This window comes from Roseofilum sp. KMC-1 (genome assembly GCF_057802075.1).
The window spans coordinates 426,059-441,271 of sequence record NZ_CM173605.1; the positions used below are offsets into that span (position 1 = coordinate 426,059).

Sequence of the window (15,213 nt, forward strand, 5' to 3'; positions counted from 1 at the left end):
AGGAACAGGACAAATCGTTTTAGGAAATTGTGCCCTCTCCCTATATCCCTCTCCCCAGGGAGAGGGACTTCTCCCCTTCTCCTGTGGGAGAAGGGGTTGGGGGATGAGGGCAAAACTTGTTGGAAAATACGATAAAAATTCATAAAGCGTCAGCTAGGTGGAGTTCGGTGAACGTGAGCAGTAAACGACGATTTTGGGTTGCTCTTTCTGGGGTAATGCTGGGAATCATTTGCGGTTTTCCCAGTCGAGTCAATGCACAACTGGAATTTCTCAATCCTTTTCGTCAACTGGCAGATTTTGACTATTGGGCGAATTTATGTAGTTTGTCAGTAGATGAAGATGGGGGTAAAATGCTGGAAGCTTGCGAGCAGGCACTGCTGATGAGACCAAAAGATGCTCAAGTTTGGGCCGATCGCAGTCGTATTTTACTACAACAAAATCGCTATGCTGAAGCCATTGCCTCCGCAGATACGGCTGCTCGTTTAGAACCCAAGTTTTCCCGCGCATTTACCTATCGCTGTCAGGCGCTCCTGAAGTTAGAGCGCTATGAAGATGCCCTAGAAGCTTGTGAAGAAGCACTGCGCTTAGATACCAATTGGGGACAGGAAAATCCAGTCATGGCTTGGGTACAGCGCGGTTTGGCTCTGGTTGCCCTCCAAGAATATCAAAATGCGGTCACTTCTTACGATCGCGCCCTGAATTTAGAACCGGAGTCTTCCCTGGTTTTAACCTATAAATGTGGGGCGCTGCTGGAGTTGGAACAATATCAGGATGCCATTGGCGCTTGTCAAGCTGCTCTTGATATTAATGATAATTGGCAACCGGAGTCGGAAACCCTGGCATGGCAATATTTAGGGGTGGCTTTAAATCAGAGTGATTTGGCAGAAGGGGCGATCGCCGCTTACGATCAAGCTTTAAATCATAATCCCCAAAATCTCCAGGCTTGGATTCAGCAGGGAATAGCATTAAATGAGATGGGGGAAGATTTAGAAGCGCTCAATTCCTACACTCAAGCCTTAGCTCTACAAGCTGATTCTACCTTAGCTCTTGTCCGGCAATGCGAAACGTTCAACAAGCTTCAACGCTATGAAGAAGCCATCAAAGCCTGTGAAGCGGCACTGAAAGGAGATGGAATTTGGGGGGAAATGGGCATTGCCACAGCTTGGAATCAACTCACCATCGCCTATACTCAACAGGGGCAACTCGAACAAGGATTAGTCGCAGCTAACCGCGCGGTGGGATTTCGTCCCGATTTTTCTGAAGCTTGGAATAACCGAGGGGTGACGCTCTGGTATTTAGAAGACTATGACCAAAGTTTAGACTCCATTGGTCGCGCTCTGCAACTGCAACCGGATTATGTACAAGCTTGGCTCAATCGGGGTCGAGTGTTGCGATCGCTGCAAAAATATGTAGAATCTGTAGGAGCCTACGATCAAGCCCTACGCTATCAGCCGGATAATGCCGATGGATGGGCTAATCGCAGTGTAGCATTATGGTATTTAAAAGAATACGATCGCGCTTTAGACTCAGCTCGACAGGCGATCGCCCTAGATGAAACCTCCTTCCTCGGCTGGTACAATCAAGCCGTAACCTATGGTTCTCTCAATCAATACGAAAGTGCCATTTATTCCTACGCTCAAGCCGTGCGTCTTGCCCCCCAAAATGCCAGTGTCTGGGCAGCACTAGGCGTAATCTTACAAAAAGCCGGTCGGAATGCCGATGCTGCCCAAGCCTTTCAAGAAGCCCTAAAACTAGAGCCAGAACAAGAAACCGCCCGCCAAGGCTTACAAAGTCTCAGCCGCAAGCAATAACTCAATTCTATTGCTTCCCTGCCGTCGCAATGACAATTGTTCAATTGGACTTGATATTACCCCATCCCCACCTCAGAAATGGGGAGATTGAGCCAATTAGCCAAAGTGCTGTTCAACAAAATTGGTGTACACATTTCCCTCTAAGAAAGCCGAAGTTTCCAGAATTTTCTGGTGAAAGCCAATGGTTGTCGGTACACCGGTAATCGCGCATTCTTGCAGAGCGCGTCTCATGCGACGAATAGCGCTATCTCGATCGGGCCCCCAAACAATCAGTTTACCAATCAGGGAATCATAATAGGGGGGAATTTCGTAATCCGTATAGACATGGGAATCAAACCGCACACCAGGCCCCCCAGGAACGAGATAGCCACTAATGCGCCCCGGATGGGGACGGAAATTATGATCGGGATCTTCAGCATTCACCCGACATTCGATCGCATGACCTCTGAATTGAACCTCTTTTTGACTTAAAGATAACTTTTCCCCTTGGGCAATACGGATTTGTTCAGCAATCAGATCCAGCCCGGTCACCATTTCCGTAACTGGATGTTCAACTTGAATCCGGGTATTCATTTCCATGAAGTAGAAATTCCCCGATTGATCGAGTAAAAACTCGATTGTTCCCGCCCCCGTGTAGTGAATTGAACGCGCAGCTTTAATAGCAGCGTCTCCCATTCTTTGCCGCAATTTGGGCGTTAGGGCGGGGCTAGGGGATTCTTCTAGCAGTTTTTGATGCCGTCTTTGAATGGAACATTCCCGCTCCCCTAAGTGAATGACATTACCATAGGAGTCAGCCAAAATTTGAAATTCAATATGGCGGGGATTTTCAATAAATTTTTCTAGATATACCCCAGCATTACCAAAGGCAGCTTCCGCTTCCCCTTGAGCGGCTCGGAACAGCTTGATCAGTTGGCTCTCATCCCGAACCAGGCGCATCCCCCGGCCCCCTCCCCCAGCAGTGGCTTTGAGCATGACAGGATAGCCAATTTGACGAGCAACCGAGAGGGTTTCCTGTTCATTGGCTAAGAGTCCCTCACTACCGGGTACAGTAGGGACTTTAGCCTTTTGCATGGTGGCTTTAGCGGTAGATTTATCCCCCATGGCTCGCATGGCTTCTGGGGTGGGGCCGATAAAGGTAATTTGGTGGTCAGCACAAATTTCGGCAAATTTGGCATTTTCGGCCAGGAAGCCATAGCCCGGATGAATGGCAGTGGCGTGGCGAGTGAGGGCAGCAGCAATAATGTTGGGAATATTGAGATAGCTTTTGCTGCTATTGGGTTCTCCAATACAGACGGCTTCATCGGCTAACTGTACATGGAGGGCATGGCGGTCAATGGTGGAATGAACGGCAACGGTGGCGATGCCGAGTTCTTCACAGGTGCGGAGGATGCGAAGGGCAATCTCTCCTCGGTTGGCAATCAGGATTTTTGAAAAGGTCATCTTCCAGTTTTTTCGGTGATATATGCAGTTAGAATAGGAGGATTGGGGGCCTTTCTGGAAGATCTTTTTTGTGAATGGGTGCGATCGCTGTTTACTTATGCTACTATAAAAAACTGTGAGCGACCCTCACAAGTTCCAAGCGGATGTGGCGGAATTGGTATACGCGCACGTTTGAGGGGCGTGTGGCTTGTCCTTGCGAGTTCGAGTCTCGCCATCCGCATTAATAAAATGACCAATCTTATAGGGGCGAAAAGTTTGTCGCCCTTAAAATTAGGTATCATTACTCCCCATTTTTAATTTTTAATTTTTAATTGACATAAGCCAGGGCAAAGCGTTCAATCCCGGCTAAGTCCTTATGGATTTCAATCGGGTGGTAATTGCCATTCTCAACCAGTAATCGTTGCACTGGTTCGGCTTGCCCTGCCATCATTTCCACCAGCCATAATCCTCCGGGTTGCAAATAGTCAGGAGCAGCCCTAACGAGGGTACGAATACAGTCTAAGCCGTCTGAGCCGCCATCAAGGGCAAGATGGGGTTCATGGTGGGCAACTTCGGGTTCTAACTGGTGAATTAGGCTGGTAGGAATATAGGGAGGGTTAGACACCATGGCAACCAGTTGACCTTTGAGATGCTCTAGGGGCGTAAACCAGTAGCCCTGATAAAACTGAATTCGATCGCTAAAGGGAGAGTTAGCAGCATTTCTGCGGGCGATCGCCAAGGCTTCTGAACTGCGATCTACCCCATGAAGGGTAACTTCAGGTAAACTTTGAGCTAAACTGATGGCGATCGCCCCGCTTCCTGTACCCAAATCTGCCCAATCTCCAGCCCTGTGAGCCACACTAGAAGCCAGTGCTAAATCAATTAACAGCTCTGTTTCTGGGCGAGGAATTAATACCCCAGGAGCCACCTGGAGGTTTAAATCGCGCCAACTCAATTGACCAATCAAATATTGGAGAGGAACCCTAGCCTCAATTCGCTGTTGCCAAAGGTGCTTAATTTCCCACCAGGGACGAGACAAGGGGATATCTGGAATAGACTGAAACAACTCCAGGCGTAAACTGAGAGCATCGAGACTAGAGAGCGATCGCAGCAACCAATCCACCTCAGACGGGGGGATTTTCGCGGCGATCGCCTCCTGTTGTGCCTGTTTTCGCCACACCAACAACTCTAATCCCGAAACCATCACTGAGGAGTTGCCTTAATTTCCAGACTGACGGCGGCGTTCCATTTCCTGCCGCAGAAAATCACGAGATTCTGGTGTCGGAATTAACTCTATCTTTTGCAGCAATGGATCGTCCTCGGTAATCAACAAATCCATCAACCGCTCTAGAGTCGTCACTTGGATCGCAACTTGGGAATTGGCATTATTATTCTGCTTTTTATACTCTGCTAAGGCTTCCTCCAGGTCTCCATGGTCAAAAAAGGCCAAAACCGCTTGGCGATCGCCACTTTGAATCGTCAAATAGCCCTGATCTTCCCCCGCTTTAGCCATAAACAGAGGCACACCCCGAAACTGACTCGCTAACTCAGCTTCTCCCTGTTCTTGTAACACCGTGCGAGCTTGTGCCACCTGTTCATCCTTGGGTTGAAACTCAAAAATCAACGGCTCTTCAGTATCCTTGTATTGTTGGTGCAACTTATACACCTCACTTAAGGGAATTGCCCGTGCATCCATCCCTTGAGGAATCTCAGGATTCTTTTGCCGCACCTCAGCTAAAAAGCTTTCGGCATCCCCTGCACTGATAAACACACGGGTTAAGGAAATTCTGTCCCCATCGGGATTTTCTTGATCGCGAGGAACTGAAACCGTAAGCAACACCCCATTTTCATCACTAATCGCATAAACTGGAATACCAGATAACTTTTCCTGTATTTGCGCTTCCGGAATCGCAACAGCCACCGAGGGGATCAAACTCACTCCCAGCACAGGACTCAACAGCAAAGTTCCCATTAAACTGACGCGACTTCCCCACTGAACCAATGATTTAATCAATCTTCTTTACCTCAATCTTTATCCATTTACATAGATATTCCACCCTAAATCTTAGGTGGAATCGTAATTCTGTGCCAGCTTACAGACACTATTTTCTTGACTTAGGCCACTTCCTTTGAGTTCCAAAACCTCTAAGGCTCTAGGGGGCCAAACACCATCTGAAGTACCATCGGTTTGCCCCCTTCCTCATGGTAGCGGTCAGCCCAAGCCCGGATTACTTCATCGAGTTCTTCCATCGCTTGTTCATACCGTTCTGGGGGAATATCCATTTCTTCCAGGATACGCATGACGCGGGGCTTCTGTTCTGTCGGACTTTCTGCCCACTCTTGCATCATCTGGAAATAGCGGGCGGTATCTTCGACTAAGACATATTTGCGCTCTTCCTGATCGATGGGAGTATAGGTGGAGCGGGTGAGGGCATAGTAGGGCATTCCCCAGGGGACATCAATACGGGTGACTGTACCCGAATACATCAGACGGCGTTTAATATGTTCAGCTAAAGCTTCACTTAAGGGAAGTTGTCGGTCAGCCGGAAAACTCGAGTCTTGTTGCGATCGCGTATGCAAATATTCAATCAGATCCATAAACTGGAATGAGGGAATCACTTGGGCATCGGGGAGATGGGGAGGCAGTTTAGATTCAATATCTTGTTTTTCTTCCAAGACCAAATTATTACCCAAAACACGAGATTTTCCCGGTTGCCAAGGATATTTATCCATCCAAACATAAGGGAATTGAATCAGATAGCGGGGTTCCGTAGACCCCAACATCTTCAGCAGTTTTCCTTCAGTAAGGGCTTGCCGGACTTCTTCAACAATGACTTTAACTCGCTTGGGTTCAATGTGGTGCAGATGCCCAGTCATCCGCAAGTTTTGCCCCTGCTCCATATAGGTAGTATAAATCGCGCATTTAGCCGCAGTAGCCGCAGCATCTAAGAAAGCTCCATGGCGATGGCCACTATTCCTCATAGCAATAAAGGCTAGATATAACAGGATCTGATCCATCGCACTGGGACTAAGACGTTTGATCAGATCATTTTCATTAGTCATATCACTTCTAAAATCCGGCAAGGTTAACAAGAGAGAAGGAATTGAGGAGCAAAAACAGGGCGCTTACCACAGTTAGGATAAGCTTAAGTACCCTTATCCTAACTCATGATCGTCAGGAATAGGGAATAGGGAATAGGGAAGGGCCAATCTCTGCATGTCCTAATCCGTGCGCCATCGGGGGCCCGTGGGTGTACTTTGCAACTGCCAAAGGCGATCGCCACTTTCATATTCTAAACTGCCTTTGTTTAAGGATTGTTGGATTAATGGGGAGTCCAGGACTGGCCAGTTATTAAAGTTTTGCACCCTATTTTTTATTGTACCTTGGCCTTTACCCCTTTTAGGCACATAAGTTAAGGATAATTGGGCCGACTCTAAAACCTGTTCGCTCGGTTTAGGTAAGCTCTGGTAGCTTAAACGGGTTTGGCTTAACTGCGGCTGTCTTTGGTCTAAGGCTTGTGTCAGTTGCCTGAAGTCAGGATAATCTTCAGTAGAAATGATTTCAGTAATCCAAGCCGTATTGATGCCATGGGCCGCCAGCACTTGATAGTCTGATGCTTGTCTCTTGTCGGAGACGGATGAGCGCCATTCAATACGGTCTCCCCAAGGATGGGCTAACAACCAAGTATTTTCGATTTGCCAAATATACCAGCCTTGATAGGGTTGAGGTTGCCCATAGCGCGATGGTAAAACGAGATGGGATAAGGGGGGGACTCCAGCGGCCAGATCTTCGGGAGAGAGTCTCAGTTGATAGAGAACCGTTCCTTGGTGTTGCCAATATTGATCGCCCGGCGAACTCCCGGTAGCCATGGGACTGTGGTAGGTTCCCCCTAGGGAGATCACAGCATTGTTTTGGCCTTTGGGGTCTCGAACCACTAATTTATAGGTGGCATATTGAGCATTAATTGTACCTTGAACTTGATAGGATCGACGAGGATTAATTAATGTACCTAAACTGTAATCTGGAGTGATATAGAAGGTTTCCCAAAATTGATTATCTTGATGATAGGAATAGTAAGCGGGATGGCTGGCTTTGAGTTCAAAGGGTAGGGTAATTTTTTTCTGGGCAATGTTCCTTAAATGTTCGGGAGGGCGATAGGTACTCAAGGCGGCCGGAAGTCCCACCCTCGCGGCACTCGATTGCATCCGTTTAGCTGTTTCTGGGTTATCTCCCCACCACACCCAAGCCACGGCGGCTAATTCGCTCTCATCCCAGGTTCCTCGGTCAAATCCGCGACTTTCTGCACCGCCTGCGGTTCCCCAACTTAACCGTAGAGCCATGTTGGTGGCGAACCAGTCTAGGGCAGCTTTAGCTAAGGCTTTGCGCTCTGGGGTTTGGGCAAAGTCATAGAGATTGAGTAATCCGGCGATCGAATAGCCATAATAGGTAGATGAGTGAAATTCCCCTTGGCCAATGGTGAGAAACTTGTTAATTTCCGATCGCAACCATGCCTCATTGCTGGCTTCAGTTGCCGGATAAGCCACCGGCCAATCGCTACCATCCATTAAGGCTAACCCGGAAACGCGCTGCATAAACATATGATTCTCGGTTCCTCCCTCACCCCACTGTTGTACCCGCTTGCTGTCAAGTTGGCTGCGATAGTCCGCTTCTAAGGCTGGGAGTAAATCTGCCCCAAATTGAAACAGGATACGAACATCAAAAATACTGCGGAAGTGATAGAGGCTATTTTTGGCTTCATTGAGCCGTTGTAGGGCTTGCCAGGTCGTTTCGGCATTATATTCTCTAGGAAGCGATAGACGGGCAAGGATGACCGGTAGAAGGTATTTATGGGGGTCACCTATACCTCGCTTTTGCCACCAAGTTTCTAGCTCTTCTAAGTCTTGGGCGGCAATCTGTTGCCGTAGGGCTAAACTTCTGGCTTCAAAGTTAGATGTTTCAGAAGCAGAAACGGGGGATTGGTGTTCAATGGAGGGGGTGGGATGAGTCCCGGTGAGCAAACCGAGGAATAGGAGAGTGAGGGTAGAGCGTTTGAGCAATTTCATAAATTTCAGCTAATTACAGCAGTTTCCTCTGCTATGAGGTGCATTAATGACTGTTTTTAACGATAGCTAAAATGGCTCAAAGCGCTACCCAATCTGTTATTTTTTCCCCCCATCCCCCCATCTCCCCATCTCCCCATCTCCCCATCTCCCCATCCCCCCATCCCCCCATCTCCCCATCCCCCCATCCCCTTTAGACCGAATGAAAAGGGAATGAGTAAATCTTGCTTCTTAAAAGAGTTGATTAAAAATCCCCCTTTTGATCGGGTCAAAAGGGGGATTGACTATAAGCTATTTAAAGCAAAGTTTGGAGAGAACTAACCGACTTTAACTTTGACGACTTTGTGTTGTTCTTCTTCAACTTTGGGTAAGGTCAAGTGCAAAATACCATCCTTATATTCTGCTTCAACATTATTGTTTTGAATGCGGTTCGGCAAGGGGATGATTCGTTGAAACTGACCATAGCGAAACTCAGAGCGAGTTACCCCTTTTTCTTCGGTTTTGGTTTGGCTGCGCCGTTCACCGGAAATGGAAACGGATTCAGCCGTTACTTGAATGTCCAGGTCTTCCGGTTTCATGCCTGGCACTTCTAATTTAATTTCAAAGGCTTCAGGGGTTTCATGAAGTTCAGCAGCCGGGAGGAAAGCTCCTTGATTATAGAGGGCTTCTTTGGGGACTAAATCATCAAATAAGCGATTCATTTGGCGTTGTAGGGTATCGATTTCCCGGAAAGGTTCCCAACGAACTAAAGGCATAATGTTAACCTCCTCAAAGACTGATCTGGTTTGGATGAATTCAATCTAACAAACTTTTTCTAAATGTCAGGTTCGGTTTTTCTCCCTCGGTTGATGGAAGTCTCCGAACTTCTTTGTGAAGAACAAAAAAAGCCGATTCCTAAGTTTAGGAATCGGCTGGAACATCAAGAGAATTCTAGAAAATAATATAACTCTCATAGAGGCATGAAACAACCCTTGAGTTACTTGGTTTTTGCTTGTTCTTACTCTTAGATTAGCGAAATCAATCAAGAACCTAAGTTCGGTTTTCTGCTAAAGGGCGATCGCAATGTCCGCCCAGTTCGTGAGACTCAACAAGAGCCACATTTCCCCAATCTGCGGATTTTGGACTTACCACTGGGGCCAAGTTTCCACAGGTTGGGTAGATAGGACTCGATGCATCCCCGCAGCAGCGAATCGTGCAAAGGTAGCATCGGCTTGTGCTGTAAAATCGACGGCTCCAGGGACGACCACGGGGGATGTACAATCTTCTAATAGATAGACTTTTTGGGCCCATTGGGGATCGCGGGCTAAAATTTCCGTTAGCAGGTCAGAAACTGTCCAAGCGACGCAATGACTTTTGGCTTGACCGGCAATAATTAGGCGATCGAAACTGAACAGGGTATGGAGAAATGACTCATTTTTAGAAGCAATTTTTTCTCCATCCACTCCGGTTAAGACTTCTGCACGCAATACAGAATAATTCTCGGTTAAGGGATGACTTCCCTTGAGATCGAATAAGGTTTGGCTATAACGCACCAAATTATGGAAAAAAATCGCCTCTTCTACGGAGGAAACTAAGGCATGGCCAATGCCTCCTAACATAGAATGATAGGGCCAAACGGTGAGGGGATATTTGCCCTCATCGCTGAGAGTTTGCACATAATGTAAGGCATAAGCTTGTAGGCTCTGTGGATCGCCGCCCATGATAGACTGGGCTACAGCAGGATTCGCTTTCCACTGACCTTGCTGAACCGCTTCTAGGGTAATGTTGGTTACCGCAGGGGTAGGATGCTCTCCAGCCTCATTAATCCAAAACAGAGGATGGAAAATTTGCATGGCAGTGTGGGTATCGAGGGTAGGGGCGATCGCCGTCAGGGTTCCCAAATTGCGATAAATAAACTCACACAAGCGTTGGTTATCTTCCACCGCGCCATTTCCCGATGCACCCCCAACAAATAACTCAAACTCTGGTAAACAAAAGGTATTTTGCACATCGATCGCCAAGAGGCAAACCCGCAGGCGATCCTCCGAAGCGGGCAAAATCCCCTGCTCTTGGGCCCAAGATCGAGCTTGTTCTGCTCGTTCCTGATAAGGCACTCGCCAAACTTCAGATACTTTATCAGGGTTAAAAAAAGTCGGAATAGAATATTCAACCACCATCGAACCTCTCAGAAATTAACAGCAAAATGGGATGAAAATTTGGCACTGATCCCCAAATTCTCCTAAAATTCAGCTACACCCTCCAGAGATCTTCTTAACCTAAATCCTCCTATGACCGATTTCAGTTTAACCGGACTGCTCAGACTTGAGAGTTACCCTAACCTGATCGCCGCCATTCCCCTGCAACTGAGTATGATTAGCTTGGTAACCAGTTTGGGATTTCTGCTTGCTGCACTCATGTATTTTAAAGCCTATCGCATCGGTCGAGTGCCAGTGCTGATTAAACCCCAGGGTCGTTCCCAAAAACCGCTTGATTTTTTCTGGTATCCGTATAAAGGCACACCCAAATATAGTCAAGCCTATCAACAGGTCTATTGGGGGTCATTTTGTTTAGTCTCGTCTTTAATGTTACTCGTAGCTGCCGTTTCTCCCGCGGCCTATGTGGGGGTGGCGATTTTGGTGATGATCGGCTGTATTGCTACCTTTATCAGTTTTGTTCTTTTAAGTTCGGATTTAGCGGAGGTGGTGCTGTGGTGTACGGCGTTAGTGGCTCTACCTCTAGTGTTGATTTTGGTACAGTCCATAACGGGGCCTTCGGGTTTGGCTACGTTAGCTGCTTTTATTTCCGGTGGGTTAATCAGTATTCCTTTTTCTACCGCAGTGATGAAACGACTGCGATCGCATCCTCGATTTTGGTGTAGCAGTTGTAAGCGTCCCCTAAAACACCTTCCTCCTCAAGATTTATTTGCCTATTTAACCGGATCAGAAAAACTAGCGCAAAAACAAGGTCGAGTGATGTTTGAAGGTCTGGAATGTCCCCACTGTAGCGATCCTCTGGTTTATTCAGGTATTCATATTCGCGCCTACATCAAACCCTATCAACCCTCTTTACCCCTACTTCCTCCCGCTCCCTCCACTGATCCAGCGTGGAAAATACTACTCAATCGACTTCAGTATCAGGTGCAAATGTGGCTGCGATCGCAACTTCCGCCCCCTGCTGCTACTATCAAAGGGAAAGCGATCGCTGCCTCCTCACGCAAGATCGATTTTTAACCTGAGTTGGGCTGAAGCGATCGGCTCTGGATTCACCCTAGAACTCGCTCCATTCTAAACCCTATGAGATTTTATCATGTCTTATCGTGAATTCACCTTAGCAAAAGTAAAGCAAGATTTTGGCTTAACTACATTCGAGCAAAGCAATATTTATCTTGAGTATTGATGTCAGTGAATATTATCTCAAAGATGTGAATAAAATTTTGGGTATTTTAGCCAGTGCTATTGCAGATAGGGGTTGAGCGCGATCGCAGGAACTAGCACTCTGTTCTACGGAGATTCTGGAGAAGAAGTGCGAAATAGTTCTTCATTCTCTGCGAAAGCCACTAAATCAATCCGTAGCAGGTCTGCGGTATAGATTGTTTCCGAGGCGATCGCTTGAATCGTTATTTGAGTGGGATTTTCTCTAATTTTCTGCACAAAATTCATCAACGTTTCTGGCGATCCATCCCCTACTTGTAAGTGATTTTCTAAAATTCCTCCTCGACGGGCCCGAAAACGACAAGACTCAATTAAAGTCTCAATTTGCTCGATTAATTCCTCTTCACTCATGGTTGCACCATTGGTTATTCCTGTGGCGATCACTTCTCCCGATTCAAACACCACTTGATTTAAAGCCACATCCACAAAAATCTCCACATTAGATTCCCCGCGAATATAGTTACCTGCCGATAATAACCTCACCGCATATTCTTGACCATCAGAAATTTGTTCTTTTAATCGTTCCACTTGCTCTGGAGTCACTTGAATCACTTGCTCATTTATTTCTCCAGTTCCTGGTTTCACCTCGTCTCTAGCAAACTGATTCGCAATCTCTAATAACCGATTAACCACTTGCACAGACCCTTGAGGATCGAGAACTTCGACCACCGCAGAAGCTAGAATTTGTCCTTGCAATAAAGCTAAATTGGCTTGCCGTAAATATTGGTAATCTTGATAATATTGCTCAAAAATTCGGACTTGTCGCTCCAAAAATTTTTGTTGATTTTCCAGTTCTTTTAATTTGGATTCTCGCTCTTGAATCACTTTATTTCGATTTTCAATTTCCCGATCGCGCTCGGCAATTAACTCATTGCGTTCAGCAATTTCTTCATCCCGTTGAGTAATTTGGGACTTGACCTCATCTCGCTGACGAATTAACTCTTGGCGCTCGGTTCTTAATTTCTCCAACTCCGATCTTAAATCTTGAGTTTGAACAGTTACTTTCTGCAATTGCTCTTGAGCCTGTTGAAACTTGCCCACAATCTCTCGTAACTGGACTTGAGTTTGCTGAAAGTTCCCTTGAATTGCCCTTAATTGGACTTGGGTTTTTTTGAGATTGTCTTCTGTTGCCAACTTTTGTGCAGTAACGGTTTGCAAACTGGCATTGAGATTATCTAAATTTTGCTGTACCAGTTCTCGTTCAGCTCGTGCCTGAGCTAAATCAATTTCAATCTGTGCTTTTTGTGCTTGGGTAAACTGAAGTTCTCGCCGAGCTTGACGGAGCTTACGCTGAGTTTCATCATATTCAAAAATCCCTCGGCGTAAAGGCTGACTCATGGCAAAGAGAATGCCTAGAGTTGAGCCAGAAATCAAAATTCCCGTAACAATTGTGACTAAAACAGCCGTTTGTCGGGGGCGCAGATTAAATAAACTCAACCTGGCTTTACCCACCTTAGTCCCTAGGCGATCGCCCAGAGTCGCGAGTAAACCCCCTAAAAACAAAATCGAGACAATCAGAATAATACCAATAGTCATGGGTAGCTAGAGACGATCCAAGATCCAGATATAGCCTAGCCCATTAGAGTAAAGGCGATCGCCCCAACTGTAAGAATTCCCATGGATGTTTAATTTAAGCAAACTGTTGACTCAAAGCCACCGGATTATGGACTGTAATCTTCTTCTTATGAATAGAAATCATTTTTTCTCCCCGTAAATCTCCCAACAAACGAGTAACCGTCACCCGCGTAGAGCCGATCGCCTCAGCGATCGCCTGATGAGAAAGTTTCAGATCGATCGTAATTCCATCCTCCGAAGGAACCCCAAAATCTCGACACAAAATCAACAAAAAACTCACCAGTCGCGATCCCATATCCCGGTGGGCCAGAGTCTCAATCATCATCTCCGTTTGTAAGATCCGAGAAGAAAGACCTTGCAGCATCACCATCGACAGATCGGGATTTTGCTTAATCGTCTTCTCCACCCGATCGATCGGCAGAGACAGCAATTCCACCGGAGTAAACGCCACAGCATGATAAAACCGGTCTGAGCGATGGCCCGTAATCAAGGACAACACCCCAAAGACACTATTTTCGCGCAATAGCGCTACGGTAATCTCCTCTCCCGCTTCGTAAACCCTAGAGAGCTTAACTGCCCCTTTGAGCAGAAAATAAACCCGCTCGGCTGGATCGCCCGGAAAGAAGATGGTTTTACCACGCTCAAAGCTTTCCACCACTGGGGGAAAACCACCGCCACTCATTTGGCGAAACATAGCCGCTAGGGGTCTGTCATCACTAAGTACCATATTGCCTTACTTCTAATGTGTGACTGTGCGATCGCGATAGCGTTGCGGAGCAATCCCGCTCTCCAACCAAGTGATCTGGTGAGCAGTGTATCACCTTCCACCACTGGTCTTAAAACAAATTTAACGGAGTTTTTCAATAAAGGGGGCCATCTTAATCTGGGATAGATGGCTATGAGTTTAACCAATCTCTGCCGATTCGGGGAAAACTCGACCCAAAAAAATCTCCTCAACCGAGATCCGTCAGTCAGTCTGTATGAGATGATGCCAGTATACCCAACCCTAACCTTTTGTGGTTCGGGGCGGGATATCTAGACAAGATTCTATTGACGATCGAACCATCATGCTCAATTTAACTGGAAAAAACGCGCTGATTTTAGGCATTGCCAATAACCGCTCCATCGCTTGGGGAATCGCCCAACAACTCCATCAAGCGGGCGCTAACTTAGGAATTACCTATTTACCCGATGAAAAAGACCGCTTCCGCAAAAAAGTCGAAGAGTTAGTCTCTCCCCTCAATCCCAGCCTATTTCTGCCCTGTGATGTGCAAAATGATGAGCAGGTGGCCCAGATGTTCGAGACAGTGAAAAAAGAATGGGGACATCTGGATATTCTGATTCATTCCTTAGCTTTTGCGGGTAAAGATGAACTCAGTGGAGAGTTTAGCGACACCACCCGCGCTGGTTTTCTCAAGGCGATGGAAATTAGCACCTATTCTCTGACTCAGCTCTGCGCTCAAGCGAAGTCTTGTATGGCTGAAGGGGGTTCTATCGTCACCCTCAGTTATTTGGGAGGCGTGAAAGTGATCCCCAACTATAATGTCATGGGGATCGCTAAATCGGGTTTAGAAATGAGTGTCCGTTATTTAGCGGCTGAATTAGGGCCGAAAAATATTCGCGTCAATGCTATTTCTTCTGGCCCCATTCGCACTTTAGCCTCTTCGGCTGTTGGCGGCATTTTGGATATGATTAAGCATGTAGAAGAAATTGCTCCCCTACGACGCACGGTGACGCAAACGGAAGTGGGAAATACTGCTGCTTTTCTCTGTAGCGATCTCGCCAGTGGAATCACGGGACAGATTATTTATGTGGATGCCGGATATGAAATCATGGGCATGTAGTCAGAGCTGATGGTTATGGGTAAGTTGAGTTCGCTGCGCTTGCTTGCCAACGAACCCAACTTACCCATGGAGAAAGGGTTATACAGTTTGATA

12 protein-coding genes and 1 tRNA gene are annotated in these 15,213 nt (G+C 46.8%); 4 read left to right on the plus strand and 9 right to left on the minus strand.

Annotation, left to right across the window (positions count from 1 at the left end; genetic code table 11):
• Nucleotides 1–173: 173 nt before the first annotated feature.
• Nucleotides 174–1,811, plus strand: a complete 1,638-nt coding sequence (locus AC3FZD_RS02060) for a tetratricopeptide repeat protein (RefSeq protein ID WP_488738537.1) — start codon at nt 174–176, stop codon at nt 1,809–1,811.
• Between the two features lie 96 nt (nt 1,812–1,907).
• Here the strand turns inward: AC3FZD_RS02060 and accC are convergent, their stop codons facing one another.
• Nucleotides 1,908–3,251, minus strand: coding sequence for an acetyl-CoA carboxylase biotin carboxylase subunit (gene accC / locus AC3FZD_RS02065; protein ID WP_488738538.1), 1,344 nt, complete (start codon nt 3,249–3,251; stop codon nt 1,908–1,910).
• A gap of 139 nt (nt 3,252–3,390) precedes the next feature.
• Between accC and AC3FZD_RS02070 the strand changes: the two genes are divergently transcribed.
• Nucleotides 3,391–3,471: transfer RNA gene (locus AC3FZD_RS02070), tRNA-Leu, on the plus strand.
• 87 nt (nt 3,472–3,558) lie between these two features.
• Here the strand turns inward: AC3FZD_RS02070 and prmC are convergent.
• The 6 genes from prmC to AC3FZD_RS02100 all read right to left on the minus strand — a co-directional run bounded on the left by prmC (nt 3,559) and on the right by AC3FZD_RS02100 (nt 10,447).
• The gene (prmC, locus tag AC3FZD_RS02075) at nt 3,559–4,434 is read right to left on the minus strand and encodes a peptide chain release factor N(5)-glutamine methyltransferase (RefSeq protein ID WP_488738539.1); all 876 of its coding nucleotides are present in this window, start codon (nt 4,432–4,434) and stop codon (nt 3,559–3,561) included.
• Nucleotides 4,435–4,449: 15 nt separating this feature from the next.
• A complete protein-coding gene (locus AC3FZD_RS02080) occupies nt 4,450–5,244 on the minus strand; it encodes a Tic22 family protein (protein WP_488738540.1) in 795 nt (264 codons plus the stop codon).
• Nucleotides 5,245–5,375: 131 nt separating this feature from the next.
• Nucleotides 5,376–6,293: a heterocyst differentiation master regulator HetR gene (hetR, locus tag AC3FZD_RS02085; protein WP_488738541.1), complete on the minus strand. Its 918-nt coding sequence runs from the start codon at nt 6,291–6,293 to the stop codon at nt 5,376–5,378.
• Between the two features lie 159 nt (nt 6,294–6,452).
• Nucleotides 6,453–8,294 carry a hypothetical protein gene (locus AC3FZD_RS02090; protein ID WP_488738542.1) on the minus strand — a complete coding sequence of 614 codons (1,842 nt, stop codon included), beginning with the start codon at nt 8,292–8,294 and terminating at the stop codon, nt 6,453–6,455.
• A 314-nt stretch (nt 8,295–8,608) separates the two neighbouring features.
• A complete protein-coding gene (locus tag AC3FZD_RS02095) occupies nt 8,609–9,046 on the minus strand; it encodes an Hsp20/alpha crystallin family protein (protein WP_488738543.1) in 438 nt (145 codons plus the stop codon).
• A 369-nt stretch (nt 9,047–9,415) separates the two neighbouring features.
• On the minus strand, nt 9,416–10,447 hold the full coding sequence (locus AC3FZD_RS02100) for a cysteine hydrolase family protein (protein WP_488738544.1): 1,032 nt from the start codon (nt 10,445–10,447) through the stop codon (nt 9,416–9,418).
• Between the two features lie 111 nt (nt 10,448–10,558).
• Between AC3FZD_RS02100 and AC3FZD_RS02105 the strand changes: the two genes are divergently transcribed.
• On the plus strand, nt 10,559–11,500 hold the full coding sequence (locus tag AC3FZD_RS02105; protein WP_488738545.1) for a hypothetical protein: 942 nt from the start codon (nt 10,559–10,561) through the stop codon (nt 11,498–11,500).
• 270 nt (nt 11,501–11,770) lie between these two features.
• On the opposite strand, the gene AC3FZD_RS02110 is transcribed toward AC3FZD_RS02105, so the two are convergent.
• Together AC3FZD_RS02110 and ntcA are read right to left on the minus strand one after the other, a co-directional pair.
• Complete coding sequence (locus AC3FZD_RS02110) at nt 11,771–13,237, minus strand: DUF3084 domain-containing protein (protein ID WP_488738546.1); 1,467 nt, start codon at nt 13,235–13,237, stop codon at nt 11,771–11,773.
• 94 nt (nt 13,238–13,331) lie between these two features.
• Nucleotides 13,332–14,003, minus strand: coding sequence for a global nitrogen regulator NtcA (gene ntcA / locus AC3FZD_RS02115; RefSeq protein WP_488738547.1), 672 nt, complete (start codon nt 14,001–14,003; stop codon nt 13,332–13,334).
• Nucleotides 14,004–14,343: 340 nt separating this feature from the next.
• Here ntcA and fabI point away from each other — a divergent pair, with 340 nt between their 5' ends.
• Nucleotides 14,344–15,120 carry an enoyl-ACP reductase FabI gene (gene fabI, locus AC3FZD_RS02120; protein WP_488738548.1) on the plus strand — a complete coding sequence of 259 codons (777 nt, stop codon included), beginning with the start codon at nt 14,344–14,346 and terminating at the stop codon, nt 15,118–15,120.
• The last annotated feature ends 93 nt before the right edge of the window (nt 15,121–15,213 follow it).